Genomic DNA, 23,312 nt, shown 5'->3' with positions numbered 1-23,312 from the left:
CGCCCTACGGTGGACCCATGAGCGCGAGCGAGCCCAGCCACGAGACGGCGGGCGGCGAGGCTCTCGCCCCCTTCCTGCTGTCCGTCGACCACGTCGGGCTGGCGGTGCCCGACCTGGACGCCGCGATCGCCTTCCACCGCGACGTCCTCGGCCACCGTGTCGTCCACGAGGAGACCAACGCCGAGCAGGGGGTGCGCGAGGCGATGGTCGCGGTCGGTCCGGCCGACCCCCACGGGGGTGACCAGCCGACCATGCTGCAGCTGCTCGCGCCCACCGACCCGGGGTCGACGATCGCCCGTTTCCTCGAGCGCCACGGGCCCGGTCTGCAGCAGCTGGCCTACCGCGTGAGCGACCTCGAGGCCGCCAGCGCCGTGCTGCGCGGGCGCGGGCTGCGGCTGCTCTACGACCAGCCGCGGCGGGGCACGGCGGGGTCGCGGATCAACTTCATCCACCCCAAGGACGCCGGCGGGGTGCTCGTGGAGCTCGTGGAGCCCGCCGGGTGACGGCGCAGCGCACGCAGGACCCCACGGCCCGTTCCGCGCGGCTGCGCGCGGCCGCGCGGGCGGTCCACCCGACCGCGGTCCCCCGGGCCGGGGTCAGGGCGGTCCAGCGCTGGCGGGACTTCCGGGTGCGCCAGCGCGAGCTGCTGGACGAGAGCAACCGGCTGCAGTCCGAGCTCTGGGCGCAGATCCACGCGAGCCACCCCGAGGCGGCCGCGGTCTCCGCGGACCCCGCCGCCGACCCCCACCCGTCCGCGGGTGCCGTCGACGGCCGACCCGTCCAGGCCGGCGGTGCGCCCCGGCGGCCCACGCTGCTGTCGGCCTCGGCCTTCTCCGTCGGCTTCACCGGCGCCCTCGGGGTGCTGCTGGCGTGGTTGCTGCTGCAGAACCTCACCCGGCTGTCGTCGGTGCTCACCTACCTGCTGGTCGCGGTCTTCCTCACCCTCGCGCTCAACCCGCTCGTCGAGTGGCTGACCCGGCGCGGGGTGAGCCGGCCGAGCAGCGTCTTCTCCGTCTTCATGGGCTTCGTCACCGTCGTCGGGGTGAGCGCCGTGACCCTGCTGCCAGGGGTGGTCGGGCAGGCGGTGACCCTCGTCGAACGTGCGCCGGTGGTCCTGGACGACCTGTCCGGCACGCCGTGGATGGTCGAGCTCGACCGGCGCTACGCCGTGAGCGAGCGCGCCACGACCGAGGTCGACCGGCTGCTCACCGAGAGCGACACCTGGACCGCGCTCTTCGGCGGGGTGCTCGGCGCGGCCGGATGGGTCGCCGGCAGCCTCGTCGGGCTGCTGACCTCCGCCATCCTCACCCTCTACCTCCTGGCGACGCTGCCCTCGGTCAAGGACGCGGCCTACCGCCTCGTGCCGAGCAGCCGGCGCCCGGGCGTCGTCCGGCTCGCCGAGGAGATCATGCGCCGGGTCGGGGGGTATGCCCTCGGCCAGGCCACCGTCGCGACGATCAACGCCGTGTGCTCGTGGCTGATGATGCAGGTCCTCGGCATCCCCTACGCCGCGATCCTGGCCGTCTCGGTCGGCCTGCTCGGCCTCATCCCGCTCATCGGTGCCACCCTGGGCGCCGTCATCGTCGCGCTCTCCGCGCTGACCGTCTCCCCCACGGTGGCGCTGGTCGTCCTCGTCTACTACGTCATCTACCAGCAGCTCGAGAACTACTGGATCGTCCCGCGCATCATGAAGCGCACCGTGTCCGTGCCCGGCGCCGTCACGGTGGTCGCGGTGCTCGCCGGGGGCACGCTGCTCGGGGTCCTCGGCGCCCTCATCGCCATCCCCGTGGCCGCGGGCCTCCTCCTCATCTACGAGGAGGTCCTGGTCCCGCGCCAGGAACGTCTCTGAGGGCGACTAGGCCGGCTGCGGCCACGAGCGGTAGCCGACGAGCTCGGCGTCCCGCACGTAGCCGAACCCCTCGTAGAGCGCGACGGCGGGAGCGTTCGCCTCGTCGACGACGAGGTTGACCGTGCCCTGGCCCGAGCGGCCCAGCAGCTCGCGCGAGATCGCGGCCAGCAGCCCCGGCGCGAGGCCCCTGCCCCGGTGGTCCGGCGCGAGGGCCAAGAAGTCGAGGTAGCCGGCCCCGTCAGCCTGGATCTCGCCCGAGGCGTAGCCGGACAGCTCCCCGTCGTGCTCCAGCACCAGGGTGGACCGGGCCTCGTCCGCCAGCAGCTGACGGGCGGTGGCGTAGGTGCCGGGGAAGGCCGCGTCGTGCAGCGCGGCGATGGCGGGGAGGTCGGCGGGCGCGGCGACGCGGACGCCCGGCGCGTCGGCCGGCCAGCGCCGGGTCGTCGCGCTGGTGGCCTGGTAGGCGATGCTCACACCGGTGGCGTGCCACCCGAGCTCGGCGGCCAGCCGCGCCATGCCGGTGTGCGCGGGGGCGGCGCTGAGCTCGTGCTGCTCCACCCCCGGCGGGAGCTGCTCCAGGGCGGCGCGGACCAGCGCCGCGGCGTGCTCGGACCAGGCCTGCTCGTCGCGGGTCCAGGGGCCGTGGATCCAGCTGCGCATCGTCTCCTCGGGGTCGACGTCGAGCAAGACGGCACCGACCACCCGGCCGGTGTCGTCCACCGAGACGCGCAGGGTCTCCCGCCAGGGCGTGTCGAGGTCGTCGAGCTCGGCCCGCACGCCCTCGGCCTCGGTGCCGAGGTAGGCGCAGGCGGTGGCCGGGGAGCGCTGCGCGGCGACGATGAGCTCGAGGGCGGCGTCCCGACGACCCGCGTCGGCGGTGGTGGTGGTCATCCGGACAGGCTAGCGACGGCCGCCCGGGCCGGGCCACCGGATTCCGGGCGGTCCGCCGGCCGTTCACCGACCTCCGCCGCGGTGCTGACGCGGCGGTGGGACGGCTCCGGCGGAGGTCTCAGGCGAAGGAGCCGCCGGGGCGGCGACGCTCGCGGGCCGACCAGCAGGTGGTGTGCCAGTGACGGCGGTTCTCCGCCTGCTGCATGCCGTCCGTGGGCCAGGCGACGGTGTGCGCCACGTCGGCGCGCACCTCCTGCTGGCACCCGGGGCAGCGGTAGGCCCGGCCGCTGTCGTTGGGCCGCACCCGGCGCACCGCCCACACCTGACCGGCGAAGCGGACCTCCTCGACCCCGCGGCGCGACGGGTCGCCCACGCCGACCGGTCCGCCGGCCTGCCGGGTCCGCGGCCGGCCGCCCCGTCGCGGGCGGTTGGACCGGGGCACCGGCTCAGGCCGTGAACGGCCGGTCGAGCAGGACGTGCTCGATGAGCAGCGGGGAGGGCGCCACGGACTCGCGCGGCAGCACCCCGGCCTCGGCGAGCTCCTCGCAGACCGTGAGCACCTCCTCGGCCCCGATCTGGTCGATCATGGCGAACGGCCCGACCGGGTAGCCCAGCCCGTGCCGCAGCGCCGTGTCGATGTCGTCCACCCCGGCGTAGCCCTCGTCCAGCATCCGCACCGCGTCCATGAGGTGCGGCATGAGCAGCGCGTCGACCACCAGCCCGGGACGGTCCCGGCAGACCACCGGCTCGGCACCGATCGCGCGGACCAGGGCGCGCAGGATCTCGACGGTCTCGTCGTCGGTGGCGCTGGAGCGGCCGATCTCGACGACCTGACCGTGGTTCGTCGGGGCGTGCACCCGCAGCACCGCCGCGCGCTCCGGGCGTCCGGAGAAGGCGCCGATCGCCACGGCGAGGTCCTCGCCGACGGTGGTGAGGACCGTGCGCTCGCCCACGACGTCGGCCAGCAGCTCCCACAGCTCCTCCTGCACCGGCGTCACCGGCGCCGGCTCGGCGTCCTCGAGCTCGCTCTCCGGCGTCGCCGTGCCCGCCTCGACCACCACGTCGACCCCCGCCAGACCGGCCAGGTCGTCGCGGTCCGCCGGGTCCGGCACGTGCGTGACGGCATACCCTCCCTCGCGCAGGCGGGCGACGAGCTCGTCGGCCATCTCGCCGCCGCCCACGACGCCCACCGCGCCGACCTCGGGGGCGCTTCCGTCGGGCCCCGGCTCGTCGGCGACCTGGCCGCTGCCGGGCCTGGCGTAGGTGTAGAACCCCTCGCCGCTCTTGCGGCCGAGCAGCCCGGCGGTCACCATGCGCTCCAGCATGGCGCTGGGGGCGTGCATCGGGCTGCGGCTGTGGGCGTAGATGACGTCGCCGATGTGGTGGCAGACGTCGAGCCCGACGAGGTCCATGAGCGTGCAGGGGCCCATCGGCAGCCCGGCGCCGACCCGCATGGCGGTGTCGAGGTCCGCGCGTGCGACGTGCCCCTGCTCGAGCATCCGCAGCGCGGAGACGAAGTAGCCGAAGAGCAGGTAGTTGGCGACGAAGCCGGCGCGGTCGCCGACCACGACGGGGCGCTTGCCGACCCGCTCGGCCAGCTCCACGACCGCGTCCCGGACGGCGTCGTCGCTGCGCAGGGTCGTGATGACCTCGACCAGCGCGAGGACGGGCGCGGGGTTGAAGAAGTGCATGCCCACCACCCGCCCGGGGTATGCCGTTCCGGCGGCGATGCTGGTGATCGACAGGCTCGAGGTGTTGGACGCGAGCACGGCGTCGGGGGCGACGATGTCGTCGAGGGCGGAGAAGACCTGGTGCTTGAGGTCCAGGACCTCCGGGACCGCCTCGACGACGAGATCGGCCGGTGCGAGGTCGGTCATGGCGGTGGTGATGGTGACCCGGCCCAGGATCTCCTGCTGCCCGGCCTCGTCGAGCCGGCCCTTGGCGACCGCCCGGTCGGTGGAGGCCCGCAGGATGCCGCGACCGCGCTCGGCGAGCTCCTCGGTCGTCTCGACGCCGACGACCTGCAGCCCTCCCCTCGCGAAGACCTCGACGATGCCGGCACCCATGGTGCCGAGCCCGATGACCCCGACGGTGGTGATCTGACGCATACCGGGCATCCTCTCATCACCCCCGGTTAGGGTGAGGCCCGTGCGTGTCGTGATCGCCCGGTGCTCGGTGGACTACCACGGAGCCCTCGAAGCCCACCTGCCCCTCGCCACCCGCCTGCTCATGGTCAAGGCCGACGGGTCCGTGCTCGTGCACTCCGACGGCGGGTCCTACAAGCCGCTGAACTGGATGGCCCCGCCGTGCTCGATGGCGCGGACCGAGCCCGACGAGGTGGAGGCCGAGCAGGGCGTCACCCAGGTGTGGCAGGTGTCGCACGGCAAGCGCGAGGACACCTTGCGGGTGAAGATCCACGAGGTGCTCTCCGACACCAGCCACGACCTGGGCGTGGACCCGGGCCTGGTCAAGGACGGGGTCGAGGCGCAGCTGCAGGCGCTGCTGGCCGAGCACATCACCACGCTCGGCGAGGACTGGACGCTGCTGCGCCGGGAGTTCCCCACGGCGATCGGGCCGGTGGACATCCTGTGCCGGGACGCCGCGGGCACGACGGTGGCCGTCGAGATCAAGCGCCGCGGCGACATCGACGGCGTGGAGCAGCTGACCCGCTACCTCGAGCTGCTCAACCGCGACCCCCACCTCGCGCCGGTGCAGGGCATCTTCGCCGCCCAGCTCATCAAGCCCCAGGCCAGGGTCCTGGCGACCGACCGCGGCATCCGCTGCGTGACCCTCGACTACGAGGCGCTGCGCGGCATCGACGACGCGGAGGCGCGGCTCTTCTGAGCTAGCGTGAGCGCCATGACCGCCCTGTCCGTCGTGGTCCCGTGCTTCAACGAGCAGGGCACCCTCGCCGAGCTGCACGCCCGCCTGGGCGACGTCGCGGACGAGCTGGGCGTCGGCGACGCGCTCGAGGTGGTCCTCGTCGACGACGGCTCCACCGACGACACCCTGCAGGTGGCGCGCGCGCTGGCCGCCGAGGACCCCCGGGTCGTCGTCCTGCGGCTGTCCCGCAACTTCGGCAAGGAGGCGGCGATGCTCGCGGGTCTCCGGCAGGCCCGCGGACAGAGCGTGGCGCTCATGGACGCCGACCTCCAGCACCCTCCGGAGCTGCTGGTCTCCATGTACACCCTGCTGCGCACCACCGAGGCCGAGCAGGTCGTGGCCCGCCGGGACCGGGCCGCCGACCCCTTCGTCCGCTCCCAGCTCTCCCGGCTCTACTACCGGCTGGTCAACGGGCTCATCGAGACGGTCCGCGTCCAGGACGGCGTCGGCGACTTCCGCGTCATGGGGCGGCCGGTCCTCGACGCCCTGCTGGCGCTGCCCGAGCGCAACCGCTTCTCCAAGGGCCTGTTCTCCTGGGTCGGCTTCCCGACCGCCACGGTGAGCTACCGCAACGTGCAGCGCGGCAGCGGCCGCTCCGGCTGGACGCTGCGCTCGCTGCTGAACTACGGCATCGACGGGGCGCTCGCCTTCAACACCCGACCCCTGCGCCTGCTCATGCACCTGGGCGGCTGGGCGGTCCTCGCCGCGCTGGGCTACCTGCTGTGGCTGCTCGTGGGCTACCTCATGCACGGGGTCACCCAGCCGGGCTACATCACCACCATCGCCGTCATCACCGGCCTGTCCGGCGTGCAGCTGCTGGCCGTCGGCGTCATGGGCGAGTACGTCGGGCGGATCTACCAGGAGGTCAAGGCCCGCCCCAGCTACCTCGTGCACGAGGTAGTCCGGGGCGGCGAGGGTGACGGGGCTGCTCCCGGCGGGCCCGGGGCCGCCGGGCCACGATGAGGAGCCTGCTGCGCTTCGTCCTCGTCGGCGTGGCCAACACGGCCGTCTACTACCTGCTCTACCGCCTGCTGCTGCTCGGCATGCCGTACGTGGCGGCCCACCTCCTCGCGTGGTCCGGGGCGGTGGTCTTCTCCTTCTTCGCCAACAGCCTGTTCACCTTCGGGGTGCGGCCGACCTGGCGCCGCTTCCTCGCCTACCCGGCGACCACGCTGGTCAACCTGGCGTTCACGACGGTCGGCTCGGTGCTCCTCGTCGAGGCCGTCGGCATGGACGAGCGCTACGCGACCCTCGTCATGGGCGTCGCCGCCGTGCCGGTCACCTTCCTGCTCACTCGCACCGTCCTCACCGCCGGCCGGGACCCTGCTCGGCCGCCCGGGTGAGGGTGCGCTGCCAGGTCGTCTCGCACCCGGTCGTGGTGTCGGTGGTGCGGTCCTCGCGCCGCTCGGCGTCGGTCAGCACGACCCCGTCGGGGAGGTCGTAGTAGAGGCGCAGGTCGCAGGCGTAGCGCGCGAGGTAGAACGCGCGGCGGTAGGCATACCCCTCCTCCGGCAGCTCCGGCACGACCACCTCCCCGGTCCCCGCCGTGCGCGCGGCCTCGACGTCGGCGACGAAGGCGTCGTAGACCGCGGCGTTGCGGGCGGCGTGCTGGGAGGTCTGCGCGACGTAGCCGGTCGCCGAGACGAGGGTGGCGGCGGTCACGGCCGTGGTGAGCAGGCGGGCCGCCCGCGCCGTCCGCGGACCGCCGCCGGCGAGCTCGTCGAGGACCAGCCGCAGGGCGCAGGCCACCGCGAGGACGAGCGCGGTGACCGGCAGGAAGAAGACGCGCTGCCCGCAGACGGAGGCCACGACGGGCACCCCGGCGGAGACGACGCCGGCGGCGGTGAGCACCACCACGGGGTATGCCGCGACCGCCCCCCACGCGTCCACGACCAGCACCAGCACGCCGACGACGAGCACCACCGCCGCGACGAGCACGGCGAGGGCGAGCAGGCTGGCCGGGACGGCGGTGTCCGGGTCGGCGCACAGGTCGGCCAGGCGCGGCCAGCGGCGGCGCGCGACCAGGAGCAGGACCCAGGCGGCCGCGGCGGCCACCACGGCGACCCGGCGCGGTGCCCGGCCGGACAGCCGGACCGCGACCACCGCCAGGACCCCCAGGGCCAGCCACCACCCGAGGCTGAGCGAGGCGAACACTAGGGTGGTCCGCGACAGCGCCTGCAGCAGGGGCAGGGCGAGGTCCTCCTCGGTGGTCCGGCGCCACAGGCCCGGGGCGGTGGCCAGCACGACGAAGCCCAGCAGGGAGGCGCCGATGGCCGCCCAGGTGGACCGGTGGCGCCCGCCGGCCGGTCGCCGCAGGACGAGCGCCAGCACGGTCACGACCAGGGTGGCCACCGCGGACACCTCGTGCCCGACGTGGGCGTAGACCACGACCGGCAGGACCAGCCAGGTCAGCCGGGGTGGGAGCGCCCCGCTGACGGCCGCGCCGGCGACGAGGAAGGCGAGCGTGGACAGCGGGTAGTTCGCCATGCCGGACACCCAGAGCAGGCCCTCCCCGGTGAGCCACGAGTGGGCCTGGACGGCGAGAAAGGGCACGCCGAGCCCGAGCACCGCCCACACCAGCGGCCACGGGCGGTGCGGGACCGTCATCCGCAGCCACGGCCACGTCGCGAGGCCGGTCAGCACCATGAGCGCCACCCCGACGACCAGCGCCCCGGGCCGCCCGCCGAGCAGGATGAGCCGGGCGGCGGCGTCCGCGGCCCGGCCGTTGCGGTAGGTGTAGTCGAACTGCCAGGTGGCGAGCCAGCCCCGCACGGTGCGGGCGTCACCGGGCTGGTCCCCCGCCATGGCGTGCAGCCAGTCGTCGCCGTGCGGGAAGCCGTGCCGCAGCACGAGCCCCCAGCCGACGGCCGCCAGGGCCACCGCGAGGAGCACCACCACCGCCGCGGACCGGCGCGAGGTGGCCGGTCGGGGCCGGGGGGCGGCACTCATCACCAGGACACGATGCCAGAGCAGCACACGGGCTCGTGCCTCCGGGCGGGCCGCTGCGGCAGAATCGTCCCGTGACCCGCTCCGCCGCCATCGCCGCGCCCAACACCTACGCCACCGAGGCGGCCGCGCAGGCCCTGTCGGCCGGGGGCAACGCGCTGGACGCCGCGGTGGCCGCGATGCTCACCGCCACCGTCACCGAGCCCGGCGTCATCTCCACCCTGGGCGGGTGCTTCGTCAACGTCTGGGCCCCCGGCGAGGACCCGGTCGTCATCGACGGCAACGTCGAGATGCCGGGTCGGGGCATGAGCGCCGACCGCCGTGGGGACGGTCTCATCGAGGCCGCGTCGGACTACGGCGGCGGCATGGTGACCTACGTGGGGCCGGGGTCGGTCGCCACCCCCGGGATGCTGGCCGCGATGGGCTGGGCCCACCAGCGCTACGGCCGGGCGCCCTGGGCCGAGCTGCTGCAGCCGGCCGCGGACGTCGCCCGGGCGGGCTACCCGCTCAGCCGCACCGCGCAGTCCTACCTCGTCCTGGTCACCGACACCATCCTGGCGTGGGACCCGGCCACCCGGGCGCTGCTCACCGTGGACGGCGCCGCCCCGGCCGTCGGTCACCGCGTCGTCGACCCGGTGCTGGCCGACACCCTGGAGCACATCGGCGCGGAGGGGGCCGGCACGGCCTACCACGGGGACGTGGCCCGGGCGGTCGACGCCGACATGCGCGCCCGCGGCGGGCTGCTCTCGCTGGTCGACCTCGAGGCGTACCAGCCGGTGGTGCGGCGGGCGCTGCGCAGCCGTCTGGGCCCCTGGGACCTCGCCTGCAACCCCCCGCCCTCCATCGGCGGGCCGGTGCTCACCGCGCTGCTGCGCCTGCTCGGGGCGATCGACGGGCCCATCGAACCGGCCCAGGCGGCCCAGGTGATGAGGGAGGTGCTCGACATCCGCCTCGACCGGATCGACACCGCGCACGACCTCGAGGCGGCCGGGGCCGAGCTGCTGCAGACGCTGCACCACATCGGCGCCACCGGGCTGCCGACCTCCCCCTCGACGGCGCACGTCTCGGTGGTCGACGGCGACGGCCTGGCCTGCGCGCTCACCGCCTCGGCCGGCTACGGCTCGGGGATGACGATCGCCGGCACCGGCCTGGTGGCCAACAACTCCCTCGGCGAGCTGGAGCTCAACCGGCACGGGCTGCACGCGCTCGCGCCGGGCACCCGGCTCGCCTCCAACATGGCGCCGACCACGGCGCGCCGGGACGACGGTGCGGTGCTGGCCATCGGCACCCCCGGTGCCGACCGGATCACCACCGCGCTCGCGCAGGTGCTCACCCACCTCGCCCGCCACGGCGAGGACCTCCAGACGGCGGTGGACCAGCCGCGGATGCACCCGCGCCGGCTCGAGGACGGCTCGACCCGCATCGACCACGAGCAGGACGAGCAGATCGCCGCCAGCCTGGACGCGGCCGGGCTGACCCGCCACGAGCACCCGCCGTGCTCGATGTACTTCGGCGGGGTGGGCGCGGCGCTGCGCGAGCCGGACGGGACCCTGGAGGCGGCCGCGGACGCCCGCCGGGTGGCGGCCACGATGGTCACCTGAGCGGGCACCGCCCGCGCATGGCAGCATGCAGGGCATGGTCAACCTCACGCGGATCTACACCCGGACCGGCGACGACGGCACGACGGCCCTGGGCGACAACGGCCGGACCCGCAAGACGGACACCCGGCTGGCGGCCTACGCCGACACCGACGAGACCAACGCGGTCATCGGGGTGGCCGTGGCCGGCGGCACCCTGCCGATCGAGGTGCAGGACACGCTGGCCCGGATCCAGAACGACCTCTTCGACGTCGGGGCCGACCTGTGCATGCCGCTGCGGGCGAGCTACGAGTGGGAGCCGCTGCGGGTGAAGGCGGCGTGGGTGGAGGAGCTGGAGGCCGACTGCGACCGCTACAACGCCGACCTGCCGGCCCTGCGGTCCTTCATCCTGCCGGGGGGCACCCCGGCGGCGGCGCTGCTGCACCAGGCGCGCACCGTCACCCGTCGGGCCGAGCGCTCGACCTGGGCCGCCCTGGAGGAGTACGGCGACCAGCCCGCGCCCGAGGGGGCGGACAAGGGCGTCGGCGGGGTCAACCCGCTCACCGCCACCTACCTCAACCGGTTGTCCGACCTGCTGTTCATCCTGGCCAGGGTGGCCGGTCGCAGCGGCGAGGGCGACGTGCTCTGGCAGCCCGGGGGTGGCCGGGAGCAGCCCTCTCGCTGAGGGGCGGGCGGGAGCAGCCCTCTCGCTGACCCGAGGTCGCGCGCCGGCCCTCAGGCGACGTGCGAGTTCCAGCCGGGGGGCACCGCCTCGACCCAGGAGCGCAGCGCGGTGTAGTGCTGCTCACCCAGGGCCAGCTCGAACCGCGCGGTGCCGTAGCTCACCGGTACCCGGATGAGGGTGGCCCCGCCCAGGGCGGCCGCGTCGGCGGTCCCGAGCGGGCCGGCCACCCCCAGGTCCAGGTTGCCGCGCATCCACGGGCCGACGGACGGACCGCCCGCTCCCCGCAGGGAGAGGCGGTCCTCGGTGAAGCGCAGGGTGCCCCGGCGCCAGGGGCGCTCGGCGTCGCGGTAGGCCGCCGGCATCGGCGGGCACATGCTCCCGCGGTCCCCGGCGATCCGGAAGGAGAGCAGCCCCAGACCCAGGATGACCAGGGCCCCGACCAGGGCCATGAGCACCAGGACGATCGCGCCGGTGCCGGTCATGAACGGTGGTGCGCCCGTCAGCCTGCGGCGGGAGCGGACAGCGAGCCGGCGTCGACCCGGTCGGCCACCACGACGACCTTGTCCTCGTCCACGGAGAGGAAACCTCCGTCGATGGTGACCGCCTGCGGCGTGCCGCCCGTGTGGATGGTCACGTCCCCCTCGACGAGCACCGCGAGGACCGGCGTGTGACCGGGCAGGATGCCCAGGTCACCGTCGATGCTGCGGGCGCTCACCATCGATGCCTCGCCCTCCCAGACCTTGCGGTCCGCGGCGACCAGCTCGACCTGCAGTGCACTCACGAGATGTCCCTTCGATGACGGTTCAAGGATCGAGTCTACCGGCCCGCCCGCGCGCCTCGGCACGCGACCGGGTCGCTCGGGCCGGCGCGACCTCGACCGCGCCGGTGCGGCGGTTGACGGCCGACATGCCGTGGTAGACGAGCAGCGCGGCACCGGTGCCGAGGGCGATCCCGTCGAAGCTCAGGGGACCGGCGTCCCACGTGTAGTTGGCGATGCCGACGACGAGGGCGACCGCCGCGGTCGACAGGTTGATCGGGTTGCCGAAGTCGACCCGGTGCTCGACCCAGATGCGGACCCCCAGGACGCCGATCATGCCGTAGAGGACGGTGGCGGCGCCGCCGAGCACCCCGGCCGGCACGGTCTGGATGAGGGCCCCGAACTTCGGGAGGAAGGCCAGCGCCACCGCGGTGAGGGCGGCGACCCAGTAGGCCGCGGTGGAGTAGACCCGGGTGGCGGCCATGACCCCGATGTTCTCGGCGTACGTCGTCGTGCCCGAGCCGCCGCCCGCCCCGGCCAGGGTGGTCGCCAGGCCGTCCGAGAGCAGGGTGCGGCCCAGCATGTGGTCGAGGGCGTCCGCGGACTCGCCGGTCATCTGGGCCACCGACTTCACGTGCCCGATGTTCTCGGCCACCAGCACGAGCACCACGGGCAGGAAGAGCCCGGCGACGCCGAGGTGGAACTCGGGCGCCATGAGCGGGGGCGCCCCCAGCCACCCCGCCTCGGCCACCACGGCGAGGTCCACCTCGCCGCGCGCCAGCGCGACGGCATACCCCACGAGCACACCGAGCAGGATCGACAGCCGGCCCAGCAGGCCGCGGAAGAGCACCGTGCAGAGCAGGATCGCGCCGAGCGTCGCCAGCGCGGTGACCGGTGCCTGCTCGACGTTGCCCCACGCCGCGGGCGCGAGGTTGAGACCGATGAGCGCCACGATCGCTCCGGTCACGGTCGGCGGCATGAGGCGGGAGATCCAGCCGTGCCCGACGAGCTGCACCAGGACCCCCACCAGGGCGAGACCGACCCCGGCCAGCACCACCCCGCCGAGCGCCCCGGCAGGCCCGTGCTCGGCCTGCGCCGCGGCGATCGGCGCCAGGAAGGCGAAGCTGGAGCCCAGGTAGGACGGCACCTGGTTGCGGGTGACGAGCAGGAAGAGCACCGTCCCCAGCCCGCTGAAGAGCAGCGTGGTGCTGGGCGGGAAGCCGGTGATGAGCGGCACCAGGAAGGTCGCGCCGAACATCGCGACGACGTGCTGCATGCCGATCCCGACGGTCGGCAGCCACGCGAGCCGCTCCCGGGGCCCGACGACCTCCCCCGGCGTGATGCGGGTGCCGTCTCCGTGCACGGTCCACATGGTGGGTCTCCTCTGCTGGTCTCCTGATCCGCACCGGACGCGCGGTCAGCACGCACCGGACGCGCGGTCCGCACGCACCGGACGCGCGGTCCGCACGCACCGGACGGGCGGTCAGCACGCACCGGACGCCTCTGCGTCGCCGAGCGCGGTCAAGCCCCGGCCCCCGCGTCAGCGGGGTGCCGGGGCTTGACTCACGCGAGGGGCGCGATCAGCTGTTCTTCTCCAGCTCGGCGGCCTGGCGCTCGACGTCCTCGAGCCCACCGCACATGAAGAAGGCCTGCTCGGGCACGTGGTCGTAGTCTCCGTCGGCCACCTTGGTGAAGGCCTCGATCGTCTCCGACAGCGGGACGGTCGAGCCCTCGATGCCGGTGAACTGCTTGGCGACGTAGGTGTTCTGCGACAGGAAGCGCTGGATCCGACGGGCCCGACCGACGAGGATCTTGTCCTCCTCGGACAGCTCGTCGATGCCGAGGATGGCGATGATGTCCTGCAGCTCCTTGTAGCGCTGCAGGATCGACTTGACCCGGACGGCCGTGTCGTAGTGCTCACGGCTGATGTAGCGCGGGTCGAGGATCCGGCTGGTCGAGGTCAGCGGGTCCACGGCCGGGTAGATGCCCATCGAGGCGATCGGGCGGGACAGCTCGGTCGTGGCGTCGAGGTGGGCGAAGGTCGTCGCCGGGGCCGGGTCGGTGTAGTCGTCGGCCGGGACGTAGATCGCCTGCATCGAGGTGATCGAGTGACCCCGGGTCGAGGTGATCCGCTCCTGCAGGGTGCCCATCTCGTCGGCGAGGTTGGGCTGGTAGCCCACGGCCGAGGGCATGCGCCCGAGCAGCGTGGAGACCTCGGAGCCGGCCTGGGTGAAGCGGAAGATGTTGTCGATGAAGAGCAGCACGTCCTGCTTCTGCACGTCGCGGAAGTACTCCGCCATGGTCAGCGCCGACAGCGCCACCCGCAGACGGGTGCCCGGCGGCTCGTCCATCTGGCCGAAGACCAGGGCGGTCTGACCGAGGACGCCGGCCTCCTCCATCTCGACGATGAGGTCGTTGCCCTCACGGGTCCGCTCGCCGACACCGGCGAAGACGGACACACCACCGTGGTCGCGGGCGACACGGGCGATCATCTCCTGGATGAGCACCGTCTTGCCCACGCCGGCACCGCCGAACAGGCCGATCTTGCCGCCCAGCACGTAGGGGGTCAGCAGGTCGATGACCTTGATGCCGGTCTCGAACATCTGGGTCTTGGGCTCCAGCTGGTCGAAGGCCGGCGCCTGGCGGTGGATGCCCCACCGCTCGTTGACCTCGAGGGTCTCGCCCTCGGGCAGGTCGAGCACGTCGCCGGTGGCGTTGAAGACGTGACCGAGGGTCACGTCACCGACCGGGACGGTGATGGGGCCGCCGGTGTCCTGCACCTTGGCACCGCGGACGAGGCCGTCGGTCGGCTGCAGGGAGATGGCGCGCACCATGTTGTCGCCGATGTCCTGGGCGACCTCGAGGTTGACGGTCTTGGTCTCCCCGCCGATCTCGACCTCGGTCTTCAGCAGGTTGTAGAGCGAGGGCATCTGCCCCGGGGGGAACTCGACGTCGACGACGGGGCCGATGATCCGGGCCAGGCGACCCACGGCGCCCTGGGTCTGCTCCGTGGTGGGAGCCTCAGTGGTGGCAGTCATGGCTGCGTGCTTCCTCTCACTTGGCGTCGGCGAGGGCGCTCGCGCCGCCCACGATTTCGCTGATCTCTTGGGTGATCTCGGCCTGACGGGCCTGGTTGGCAAGACGCGTGTAGGTCTTGATGAGCTCCTCGGCGTTGTCCGTCGCCGACTTCATCGCCCGCTGGCGGGCGGCGAGCTCGGACGCGGCGGACTGGAGCAGGGCGTTCCAGATCCGCGAGGTGATGTAGCGCGGGAGCAGGGCGTCGAGCACCTCGGCGGCGTCCGGCTCGAACTCGTAGAGCGGGAAACCGTTCTCCGGCGTGCGCGGCGCGGCGTCCTCGACGACCTCCAGCGGCAGCAGGCGGGTGACCTGAACCTCCTGGGTCACCATGTTGACGAACCGGGTGTAGACGAGGTGGATCTCGTCGACCCCGCCCTCGTCGGTGCCCTTGGTGAACTCACCGATGAGCCGCTCGGAGATCTCCTGCGCGACGTCGAAGGTCGGGGAGTCGGAGAAGCCGCTCCACGAGTCCTCGAACGGCCGGTTGCGGAAGGAGTAGTAGTTCTCCGCCTTGCGCCCGGTGAGGAAGGGGACGAACTCCATCCCCGACTCCTCCACGAGCTCACGCAGCTGCTCGCTGCGCTTGAGCACGTTGGCCGCGTAGGCGCCCGCCAGCCCCCGGTCGGAGGTGACGACGAGCACCCCGGCGCGACGCGGCTGCTCCCGCTTGGTCGTCAGCGGGTGGTCGACGTCGGCGTGCGTCGCGACCGCCGAGGCGGCCCGGGTGATCGCCCGGGCGTACGGCGTGGTCTCCGCGACCCGCTGCCGGGCCTTGACGACCCGGGAGGCGGCGATGAGCTCCATCGCCCGGGTGATCTTCTTGGTCGACTGGACGGACCGGCTGCGCTGGCGGTACTCCCGCTGCTGCGCTCCCATATCTCGCCTCTCTCGTTGGCTCTGGTGGTCGGTCGGATCGCTGGGGTATGCCCCGCGCTCAGCTGCGCTGGACGGTCAGCTGCTCCTGGTCGACCTCGTCGTCATCCATGGCCTCGACGGGGTCGTCCTCGGCGGAGCCGACGCCGACCTCGGCGCTGTCGTCGGGGGCGAACTCGGACTGGAAGGCGCTCATGGCGTCGCCCAGCGCGGCGGCGGTGTCGTCGCCGAGCTTGCCGCTCTCGCGGATGCCCGCGAGGAGCCCGTCGTGCTCGCGGTGCAGGAACTCCACCCACTCGTTCTCGAAGCGGCGGACGTCGCTGACCGGCACCTGGTCGATGTGGCCGTTGGTGCCCGCCCAGATGATGGCGACCTGGTCCTCGACCGAGACCGGGGAGGACTGCGGCTGCTTGAGGATCTCGACCATGCGCGCACCGCGGGCCAGCTGGGCCTTCGACGCGTCGTCGAGGTCGGAGGCGAACATCGCGAAGGCCTCCATCTCGCGGAACTGCGCGAGGTCGACCTTGAGGCGGCCGGAGACCGACTTCATCGCCTTGATCTGCGCGGCACCGCCGACTCGCGAGACCGAGACACCCACGTCGATCGCCGGGCGGACGTTGGAGTTGAAGAGGTCCGCCTGCAGGTAGATCTGACCGTCGGTGATGGAGATGACGTTGGTCGGGATGTAGGCCGAGACGTCACCCGCCTTGGTCTCGATGATCGGCAGACCCGTCATCGAGCCCGCGCCCATCTCGTCGGACAGCTTCGCGCAGCGCTCGAGCAGCCGGGAGTGCAGGTAGAAGACGTCGCCCGGGTAGGCCTCGCGGCCCGGCGGGCGGCGCAGCAGCAGGGACACCGCACGGTAGGCCTCGGCCTGCTTGGACAGGTCGTCGAAGACGATGAGCACGTGCTTGCCGTCGTACATCCAGTGCTGGCCGATGGCCGAGCCGGTGTACGGCGCGAGGTACTTGAAGCCGGCGGCGTCCGAGGCGGGGGCGGCGACGATGGTGGTGTAGTCCAGCGCGCCGTTCTCCTCCAGCGTCGCGCGCACCGAGGCGATGGTCGAGCCCTTCTGGCCGATCGCGACGTAGATGCAGCGCACCTGCTTGTCCGGGTCACCAGACTCCCAGTTGGACTTCTGGTTGAGGATGGTGTCGATGGCGACGGCGGTCTTGCCGGTCTGCCGGTCGCCGATGATGAGCTGGCGCTGACCGCGGCCGATGGGGATCATCGCGTCGATCGCCTTGATGCCGGTCTGCAGCGGCTCGTGCACCGACTTGCGCGCCATGACGCCGGGGGCCTGGAGCTCGAGGGCCCGGCGGCCCTCGGTCTCGAGCTCGCCCATGCCGTCGATCGGCTGGCCGAGGGGGTTGACGACGCGGCCGAGGTAGCCGTCGCCGACCGGGACGGAGAGGACCTCGCCGGTGCGACGGACGTCCTGGCCCTCCTCGATGCCGGAGAAGTCACCCAGCACGATGACGCCGACCTCGTGCACGTCGAGGTTCAGGGCCAGGCCCAGGGTGCCGTCGGCGAACTCGAGCAGCTCGTTGGTCATGACCGAGGGCAGGCCCTCGACGTGCGCGATGCCGTCACTGGCGTCGACCACCCGGCCGACCTCTTCGCGTGAGGCCGCACCCGGCTCGTAGGACTTGACGAACTGGTCCAGCGCGTCCCGGATCTCCTCCGGACGGATCGAAAGCTCCGTCATGTTTCTTCTCCTCGTCGTGGCCCTGGGCTTGTGGTCGGGCCGGTGCTGTGGGGTAGGTGGTGGGCTCTGGTCAGCTGGCCATGAGGCGGCGGGCCTGGTCGAGACGATGGCTGACGGTGCCGTCGATGACCTCGTCACCGATCTCGACCCGGATGCCGCCGACGACGTCGGGGTCGACGACCACGTTGGTGTGGACGGTGCGGGCGTACTGCCGGCTCAGCGTCGCGCGCAGGGCCTCCTCCTGCTCGCCGGTGAGCGGCACGGCGGTGGTGACGATCGCGGTGACCTGGTCCTGGACCTCGGCGGCCTGGTCGAGGTATGCCGCGAGCGTGCGCTCGAGGCGGCTGCCGCGGACCCCCACGGCCGCCTGCGCGGCGAGGGTGACCGTCTCGGGGGCGGCCTTCACCGACAGCAGGCGCTCCACGAGCGAGCGCTTGGCGTCGACGGGGGCGCGCCGGTCGGCGAGGGCCGCCTGCAGCTGGGGCGCGGACTGCACGATCCGGGAGAACCGGAACAGCTCGTCCTCGACCTGGCCCAGGCGGTCGTGCCGGTGCGCGTGGACGAGGTGCGCCTCGACCGAGAGCCGCTCGAGGGCGGTCGCGAGGTCGCCGGTCCCGGCCCACCGCTGCGCCACGACGGCCTTGACGACGTGCAGGGCCTCGTCGCTCACCTTGCCGCCGATGAGGTGCTGGGCGATCGCGGCCCGCTCCTCACCCTCGCGGGAGGGGTCGGCGAGGGTGCGCGCCAGGACCGCGTTGTGGTCCACCAGCCGGGCCACGGCCCAGAGCTGGTCACCCACGCGGGCCGTGTCCACCGACCCGCCCTCGTGCTGGAGCACCTGCTCCAGACCCTCGCGTGCCCCGTGGTAGGACCGCCGGTAGGCGCTGTCCATCAGCGGACCTCGTCGCGGGCGCCGAGCCTGTCGGGGGCGATGGCACCGGAGTCCAGGTCGGCGAGGAACCGGTCGACGATCCCGCGCTGGCGGGCCTCGTCCTCGAGGGACTCGCCGACGATCTTGCTGGCCAGGGCGGTGGAGATCTCGCCGACCTCGCTGCGCAGCTGGACGAAGGCCTGCTGACGCTCGGCCTCCACCTGCTTGTGCGCGGTCTCGGTGATCCGGTTGGCCTCGACCTGGGCCTGCTCGCGCATCTCGGCGATGATCTGCGCGCCCTGCTCCTTGGCCCGCTCGCGGATCTGGGCGGCCTCGGCCCGCGCCTCGCCGAGCTGGTCCTCGTACTTCTTCTTCGCGGCGGCTGCCTCGGCCTCGGCCTTCTCGGCACGCTCCATCCCGCCCTCGATGGCCGACGTGCGGTCGGCGTAGGCCTTCTCGAGGTTGGGGACGATCTTGCGCTTGACGAAGAAGTAGAAGATGCCGAAGACGATCAGCCCGAAGATGAGCTCCGGCATGTAGGGCAGGATCGGGATGGCTCCCTCACCGGCCCCGATGGGCTCGGAGTGGTCGTCCTCGGTCGCGGCCTTCAGCGCGCCCGCAACGATCGTGGTGTAGTCCACGAGCGGCTCCTCACGTGTGCGTGTCCGTCACCGGCGGACCGGTGCTGCGGACGGGTCTGGGGAAGGGGCAGGGTGGGTCAGCCGACGAAGAACGCGATGAAGAAGAGCACCAGGCCGAAGATGGCGAGGGCCTCCGCCAGCGCGAAGCCGAGGATGGCGATCGGCTGCAGCTTGCCCTGCGCCTCGGGCTGGCGGGCGACGCCGTTGATGTAGGCCGCGAAGATCAGACCCACGGCGATCGCCGGGCCGATGGTCGACACGCCGTAGCCGAGGAGGGTGATGTCACCAGACACGTCAGTTCTCTTTCTGTTGAGGTCCCGGCACCCGTCGGGCGCCGGAGGCTTCTAGTGCGTATTCAGTTGTGGTCGGGGAGGGGACGGGCAGGTCAGTGCTCGTCCGCCAGGGCCCCGCCGATGTAGGACGCGGCGAGGAGGGTGAAGACGTAGGCCTGCAGGAACTGGATCAGCGCCTCGAAGACCGTGAGCAGGGCACCCAGGATCCAGGCGGGCAGGGCCACGAGCATGAGGCCCGGCTCGAAGGTCTTGAAGAGGTACCAGCCGCCGACGATGAAGACCACGAGGAGCATGTGGCCGGCGAACATGTTGCCGAAGAGCCGCAGCGCCAGGGTCAGCGGCCGGGTGATGAAGAAGGTGATGAGCTCGAGGAAGAGGATGAACGGCTTGATCCACCCCGGCAGCCCCGCCGGCAGCATGCCGCCGATGTAGCGACCGACCCCGCCGGCCTTGCGCAGCCCCACCCAGTGGTAGACGACGTAGACGATGAGCGTGAGGCCGATGGGGAAGCCGATCCGCGCCATCGTCGGGTTCTGGAACGGCGGGATGATGCCGAACAGGTTGTTGAGCAGGATGAAGACGAACAGCGAGAACAGGAACGGCACGAAGGGCATGAAGTCCTTGCTGCCGATCATGTCGCGGGCGATGCCGTTGCGGGCGAAGTTGTAGACCTGCTCGGTCAGCCACTGCCCCTTGCCCGGGACGATCGCGGCCCGGCGCGTCGTGACGAGCAGCGCCACCATGAGCAGCCCCGTCGCGATGGCCATGAGCAGCATGGGCCGGGTGAAGTAGTACTCGGTCCCGGGGATCGCGAAGAGCGGCTGCCAGAAGTCGCCGGGGGTGGGCGGGAAGTGGCTCCCCTCACCAGCCGTCGGCAGGACGAGGCCAGCGGCCGTCATGGTCGCGTTCACGCGTTCTCCTCCACACAGTCTTTGTCGGACGTCGAAGCCCCTGGGCGGACAGGGACGGGACCCGGCTCCGAGGTCATGACCTACCGTACCTGAGCCAGATGACGTACATCGACGCCACCATCCCGAGGACCACACCCACCGGGAGGGCCACGACGGTCCCCCACCAGTGGTCCAGCGCGAACCCCACCAGCCCGAAGCCGGCCGGCCCCGCGAGGAGGTAGGCCAGGGCACCGTTGGCCACGTCGGTCTGGGCGCTCATGCCCTCGACCTCCGGCTCGTGCCCGCCGTGCGGGGACGGCACCCTCATACCCCACCCCCCGAGGTCGACAGGGTCAGCGTGGACCGCGACCGCAGGTAGCCGACGACCAGGCCGGCCTGGAAGACCAGGCCCACGAGGACGAACGCGACGACGAGCGGCACGATCTGCAGCCAGGTCGTCTGGGCCAGGGCCCAGATGACCGCTCCCAGGGCCGCCATCTGCAGGACGAAGACCCCGAACGCCCCCGCCATCGTGGTGGCCGTCGGCCCCGCGAGGACGCCACGGATGCCGACCACCCCCAGGGCGAAGACCACGAGCGAGAGCGCGCTCCCGACGAGCGCGGACACCGCGCCCCAGCCACCGGTCGCGGCCCACGTCAGCAGGGGGACCAGCACGGCCACCGGGGCGCCGGCCACGAGCGCACCCAGCATCATCGTGCGCGCCGCCGGACGGGCGGCGTCGGGGGTCACGGTGGGGGTCATGGCGTCGTGGCTCCGGACGGGGAAGGAGGGGCGTGGGCGCTTGTGAAAACTATCACAAGCGCCCTGGTCGCAGCCAATCCGCGCGGCCGACGGGAGGCCGTCGCGTCCGGCTGGTGACCACGCTACCGCCGCCCGCCGGCGAGGTCGGGCGCGGAGCGCAGGGTGAGCGCCACGGCCAGGGCCAGCAGCCCGGCGATGCCGGTGAGGGAGACCCAGGCCGGGAGGTAGGCGAAGGACACGCTCCCGGCGGCGATGAGCAGCGACCACAGGTAGAGCAGGACGACGGCCCGGCGGTGGCTGTGCCCGATGTCGAGCAGCCGGTGGTGCAGGTGGCCCCGGTCCGGCTTCCAGGGCAGCTGCCCCGCCCGGGTGCGGCGCAGGATGGCGAGGACCATGTCCAGGAACGGCAGCGCCAGGATGGCCAGGGGGATGACCACGGGCAGCAGGATGGCGGTGACCGCCGAGGCGCTGGCCACCGAGGAGCTCGGGTCCACCGACCCGGTCATGGAGATGGTCGCGGCGGCGAGCAGCAGCCCCAGCAGCAGCGCCCCCGCGTCCCCCATGAACAACCGCGCGGGGTGGAAGTTGTGCGGCAGGAAGCCCAGGCACACGCCGACGATCGCGGCGCTGATGAAGGTCGCCTCGGAGAAGACGTTGGGCGGGTCGAAGCCGCGGCTCACCAGGTAGGTCCAGCTGAAGAACGCGCCGGCGGCGATGAGGACCACCCCGGCCGCCAGGCCGTCCAGGCCGTCGATGAAGTTGACCGCGTTGGTCGAGATGACGACGACGAGGATGGTGAGCGTCACCATGACCGGCTCGGGCAGGTAGGTCACCCCGAGGATGGGCAGCGACAGCAGCCGGACGCCGTAGAACGCCATGATCCCGCCGGCCAGGATCTGACCGGCCAGCTTGGTCATCCAGTCCAGCTCCCGGACGTCGTCGACGGCACCGAGCGCGGTGATGAGGACCGCGGCGGCCAGGACGCCGAACAGGCGGGGCGTCGCGTCGAAGAGCTGGCCGTGGTAGGGCAGCTGCGAGCCCAGGAGGACCGCCGCGGCGAAGCCCGCGAGCATGGCCACCCCGCCCAGCCGCGGGATCGGCACGGAGTGCACGTCGCGGTCCCGCACCGCCGTGATGGCGCCCACCCGGAGCGCGAGGCGCCGGACCAGGGGGGTCGCGAGATAGGTCACGACCGCTGCGGTCAGCAGCACCATGAGGAACTCGCGCACTGGTCTGTGTCACCCCTCCCGGCGGTCGGTCCGTCGAGGTATGCCGTCGGCCCGACCCCGCGGTCGGTCAGCCGGCCGTGGGCTCGGGGTAGGCGGGGTATGCGGTGAGCAGCTCGCCGGCGGCCTCGCGGACCTCGCGGGCGACCGGGTGGTCCGGGCTGCCGTCGGTCTCGGTGACCGCCCGGTGGATGAGGTCGGCGACGACCGCCATCTGCTCGGGTCCCATCCCCTGCGTCGTCACCGACGGGCTGCCCACGCGGATGCCCGAGGCCACGTTGGGCTTCTCCGGGTCGAAGGGGATGGCGTTCTTGTTGAGGACGATCCCCGCGGCGTCGCAGCGCGCCTCGGCGTCCACCCCGGTCACCCCCACGCCGCGCAGGTCGTGCAGCGACAGGTGGGTGTCGGTGCCCCCGGTGACCGGGCGGATGCCCCGCTCGTCGAGCGCGCCCGCGAGCGCGGAGGCGTTGGTCAGCACCCGCTGCGCGTAGTCCTGGTAGGCCGGGGTCATGCACTCGGCGAAGTTGACGGCCTTGGCCGCGACACCGTGCATGAGCGGACCGCCCTGCATCATGGGGAACACCGCGCGGTCGATCTTCTTGGCGTGCTCCTCGGTGCAGACGATCGCGCCGCCGCGGGGGCCGCGCAGCACCTTGTGGGTGGTGAAGGACACGACGTCGGCGTGCGGGACCGGGGACGGGATGGCCTTCCCGGCCACCAGGCCGATGAAGTGGGCGGCGTCGACCCAGAAGATCGCGCCGACCTCGTCGGCGATGGCGCGGAAGCGCGCGAAGTCGATGAGGCGGGGGATGGCCGATCCGCCGGCCAGGATGATCTTGGGCCGGTGCTCCTTCGCGAGCGCCTCGACCTGGTCGTAGTCGATGTGCTCGGTGTCCTCGGCGACGCCGTAGTGCACGGCGTTGAACCACTTGCCGGAGAAGCTCACCTTGAAGCCGTGGGTGAGGTGACCGCCGTGGTCCAGCGACATCGCGAGGATGGTGTCGCCGGGCGAGGCGAAGGCGCCGTAGACGGCCTGGTTGGCGCTGGCCCCCGAGTGGGCCTGGACGTTGGCGTGGTCGGCCCCGAAGAGCTCCTTGGCCCGCTCGATCGCGAGCTTCTCGACCTTGTCGACCTCGGAGCAGCCGCCGTAGTAGCGGGCGTCCGGGTAGCCCTCGGCATACTTGTTGGACAACGTCGACCCCAGCGCAGCCAGCACCGCCGGGCTCGTCTGGTTCTCGCTGGCGATGAGCTGGATCCCGGCCCGCTGCCGGTCCAGCTCGGAGACGAGGAGCTCGGCCACCTGGGGGTCCTGCTCGAGCAGGGCGCCGAAGGACGGGCCGTAGTAGGAGTCCGGGGTCACGCGCGTCGTCATGCGGCCCACT

General features: G+C 72.8%; 25 protein-coding genes. 7 read left to right on the top strand and 18 right to left on the bottom strand.

The features are described from left to right. Positions 1 to 17: 17 nt before the first annotated feature. Both mce and FHD63_RS03110 read left to right on the top strand, forming a co-directional pair. Positions 18 to 503 (top strand): methylmalonyl-CoA epimerase, encoded by a 486-nt coding sequence (mce, locus tag FHD63_RS03115; protein ID WP_139720061.1) that lies wholly within the window; start codon positions 18 to 20, stop codon positions 501 to 503. Beyond that, entirely contained in the window at positions 500 to 1,849 is a 1,350-nt protein-coding gene (locus tag FHD63_RS03110) for an AI-2E family transporter (RefSeq protein WP_139720059.1), read from the top strand. The genes mce and FHD63_RS03110 overlap by 4 nt, the downstream gene beginning before the upstream one ends. Before the next feature lie 6 nt (positions 1,850 to 1,855). Here the strand turns inward: FHD63_RS03110 and FHD63_RS03105 are convergent, their stop codons facing one another. The 3 genes from FHD63_RS03105 to FHD63_RS03095 all read right to left on the bottom strand — a co-directional run bounded on the left by FHD63_RS03105 (position 1,856) and on the right by FHD63_RS03095 (position 4,848). Next, entirely contained in the window at positions 1,856 to 2,740 is an 885-nt protein-coding gene (locus tag FHD63_RS03105) for a GNAT family N-acetyltransferase (protein ID WP_139720057.1), read from the bottom strand. 118 nt (positions 2,741 to 2,858) lie between these two features. Next, positions 2,859 to 3,182: a hypothetical protein gene (locus FHD63_RS03100; RefSeq protein ID WP_238705741.1), complete on the bottom strand. Its 324-nt coding sequence runs from the start codon at positions 3,180 to 3,182 to the stop codon at positions 2,859 to 2,861. A 4-nt stretch (positions 3,183 to 3,186) separates the two neighbouring features. Next, positions 3,187 to 4,848: a 3-hydroxyacyl-CoA dehydrogenase family protein gene (locus tag FHD63_RS03095; RefSeq protein WP_139720055.1), complete on the bottom strand. Its 1,662-nt coding sequence runs from the start codon at positions 4,846 to 4,848 to the stop codon at positions 3,187 to 3,189. A gap of 40 nt (positions 4,849 to 4,888) precedes the next feature. On the opposite strand from FHD63_RS03095, the gene nucS reads away from it, so the two are divergent. The 3 genes from nucS to FHD63_RS03080 are packed head-to-tail and all read left to right on the top strand — an operon-like array spanning position 4,889 to position 6,966. Next, positions 4,889 to 5,584: an endonuclease NucS gene (gene nucS / locus FHD63_RS03090; protein WP_139720053.1), complete on the top strand. Its 696-nt coding sequence runs from the start codon at positions 4,889 to 4,891 to the stop codon at positions 5,582 to 5,584. A 15-nt stretch (positions 5,585 to 5,599) separates the two neighbouring features. Then, positions 5,600 to 6,586 carry a glycosyltransferase family 2 protein gene (locus FHD63_RS03085; protein WP_139720051.1) on the top strand — a complete coding sequence of 329 codons (987 nt, stop codon included), beginning with the start codon at positions 5,600 to 5,602 and terminating at the stop codon, positions 6,584 to 6,586. Further along, positions 6,583 to 6,966, top strand: coding sequence for a GtrA family protein (locus FHD63_RS03080; protein WP_139720050.1), 384 nt, complete (start codon positions 6,583 to 6,585; stop codon positions 6,964 to 6,966). The genes FHD63_RS03085 and FHD63_RS03080 overlap by 4 nt, the downstream gene beginning before the upstream one ends. On the opposite strand, the gene FHD63_RS03075 is transcribed toward FHD63_RS03080, so the two are convergent. After that, on the bottom strand, positions 6,929 to 8,572 hold the full coding sequence (locus tag FHD63_RS03075; protein ID WP_139720048.1) for a DUF6056 family protein: 1,644 nt from the start codon (positions 8,570 to 8,572) through the stop codon (positions 6,929 to 6,931). The two genes, FHD63_RS03080 and FHD63_RS03075, sit on opposite strands and share 38 nt — an antisense overlap. Before the next feature lie 71 nt (positions 8,573 to 8,643). Here FHD63_RS03075 and FHD63_RS03070 point away from each other — a divergent pair, with 71 nt between their 5' ends. Both FHD63_RS03070 and FHD63_RS03065 read left to right on the top strand, forming a co-directional pair. Then, on the top strand, positions 8,644 to 10,170 hold the full coding sequence (locus FHD63_RS03070; protein WP_139720046.1) for a gamma-glutamyltransferase: 1,527 nt from the start codon (positions 8,644 to 8,646) through the stop codon (positions 10,168 to 10,170). A gap of 34 nt (positions 10,171 to 10,204) precedes the next feature. After that, positions 10,205 to 10,831, top strand: a complete 627-nt coding sequence (locus FHD63_RS03065; protein WP_139720044.1) for a cob(I)yrinic acid a,c-diamide adenosyltransferase — start codon at positions 10,205 to 10,207, stop codon at positions 10,829 to 10,831. 50 nt (positions 10,832 to 10,881) lie between these two features. On the opposite strand, the gene FHD63_RS03060 is transcribed toward FHD63_RS03065, so the two are convergent. The 14 genes from FHD63_RS03060 to FHD63_RS02995 all read right to left on the bottom strand — a co-directional run bounded on the left by FHD63_RS03060 (position 10,882) and on the right by FHD63_RS02995 (position 23,302). Continuing rightward, the gene (locus tag FHD63_RS03060; protein WP_139720042.1) at positions 10,882 to 11,313 is read right to left on the bottom strand and encodes a DUF2550 family protein; all 432 of its coding nucleotides are present in this window, start codon (positions 11,311 to 11,313) and stop codon (positions 10,882 to 10,884) included. A gap of 17 nt (positions 11,314 to 11,330) precedes the next feature. Beyond that, positions 11,331 to 11,612 carry a F0F1 ATP synthase subunit epsilon gene (locus tag FHD63_RS03055; RefSeq protein ID WP_058890797.1) on the bottom strand — a complete coding sequence of 94 codons (282 nt, stop codon included), beginning with the start codon at positions 11,610 to 11,612 and terminating at the stop codon, positions 11,331 to 11,333. Between the two features lie 22 nt (positions 11,613 to 11,634). Next, positions 11,635 to 12,960: a uracil-xanthine permease family protein gene (locus tag FHD63_RS03050; protein WP_139720040.1), complete on the bottom strand. Its 1,326-nt coding sequence runs from the start codon at positions 12,958 to 12,960 to the stop codon at positions 11,635 to 11,637. A gap of 208 nt (positions 12,961 to 13,168) precedes the next feature. Next, entirely contained in the window at positions 13,169 to 14,626 is a 1,458-nt protein-coding gene (gene atpD, locus FHD63_RS03045) for a F0F1 ATP synthase subunit beta (protein ID WP_139720038.1), read from the bottom strand. 16 nt (positions 14,627 to 14,642) lie between these two features. Next, the gene (locus FHD63_RS03040; RefSeq protein ID WP_139720036.1) at positions 14,643 to 15,542 is read right to left on the bottom strand and encodes a F0F1 ATP synthase subunit gamma; all 900 of its coding nucleotides are present in this window, start codon (positions 15,540 to 15,542) and stop codon (positions 14,643 to 14,645) included. 58 nt (positions 15,543 to 15,600) lie between these two features. Continuing rightward, complete coding sequence (gene atpA / locus FHD63_RS03035; protein ID WP_139720034.1) at positions 15,601 to 17,247, bottom strand: F0F1 ATP synthase subunit alpha; 1,647 nt, start codon at positions 17,245 to 17,247, stop codon at positions 15,601 to 15,603. 70 nt (positions 17,248 to 17,317) lie between these two features. Next, positions 17,318 to 18,139, bottom strand: a complete 822-nt coding sequence (locus FHD63_RS03030) for a F0F1 ATP synthase subunit delta (protein WP_139720032.1) — start codon at positions 18,137 to 18,139, stop codon at positions 17,318 to 17,320. Further along, on the bottom strand, positions 18,139 to 18,693 hold the full coding sequence (locus FHD63_RS03025; RefSeq protein WP_275100648.1) for a F0F1 ATP synthase subunit B: 555 nt from the start codon (positions 18,691 to 18,693) through the stop codon (positions 18,139 to 18,141). The genes FHD63_RS03030 and FHD63_RS03025 overlap by 1 nt, the downstream gene beginning before the upstream one ends. A gap of 143 nt (positions 18,694 to 18,836) precedes the next feature. Beyond that, positions 18,837 to 19,052: an ATP synthase F0 subunit C gene (locus FHD63_RS03020; protein ID WP_058890803.1), complete on the bottom strand. Its 216-nt coding sequence runs from the start codon at positions 19,050 to 19,052 to the stop codon at positions 18,837 to 18,839. A gap of 92 nt (positions 19,053 to 19,144) precedes the next feature. Continuing rightward, entirely contained in the window at positions 19,145 to 19,951 is an 807-nt protein-coding gene (gene atpB / locus FHD63_RS03015; RefSeq protein ID WP_139722945.1) for a F0F1 ATP synthase subunit A, read from the bottom strand. A gap of 85 nt (positions 19,952 to 20,036) precedes the next feature. Then, on the bottom strand, positions 20,037 to 20,270 hold the full coding sequence (locus FHD63_RS03010) for a hypothetical protein (protein WP_202978407.1): 234 nt from the start codon (positions 20,268 to 20,270) through the stop codon (positions 20,037 to 20,039). Beyond that, a complete protein-coding gene (locus FHD63_RS03005) occupies positions 20,267 to 20,704 on the bottom strand; it encodes a hypothetical protein (protein WP_139720030.1) in 438 nt (145 codons plus the stop codon). Before FHD63_RS03005 ends, FHD63_RS03010 begins: the two co-directional genes overlap by 4 nt. Before the next feature lie 122 nt (positions 20,705 to 20,826). Beyond that, positions 20,827 to 21,933 (bottom strand): glycosyltransferase family 4 protein, encoded by a 1,107-nt coding sequence (locus tag FHD63_RS03000; RefSeq protein ID WP_139720028.1) that lies wholly within the window; start codon positions 21,931 to 21,933, stop codon positions 20,827 to 20,829. A gap of 67 nt (positions 21,934 to 22,000) precedes the next feature. Beyond that, the gene (locus FHD63_RS02995) at positions 22,001 to 23,302 is read right to left on the bottom strand and encodes a serine hydroxymethyltransferase (protein ID WP_139720026.1); all 1,302 of its coding nucleotides are present in this window, start codon (positions 23,300 to 23,302) and stop codon (positions 22,001 to 22,003) included. Positions 23,303 to 23,312 lie beyond the last annotated feature (10 nt).

The organism is Serinicoccus chungangensis, assembly GCF_006337125.1.
GTDB lineage: Bacteria > Actinomycetota > Actinomycetes > Actinomycetales > Dermatophilaceae > Ornithinicoccus > Ornithinicoccus chungangensis.
The sequence above is the reverse complement of the archived record's forward strand: the minus strand, read 5'-3'. Positions and strand labels throughout refer to the sequence as shown.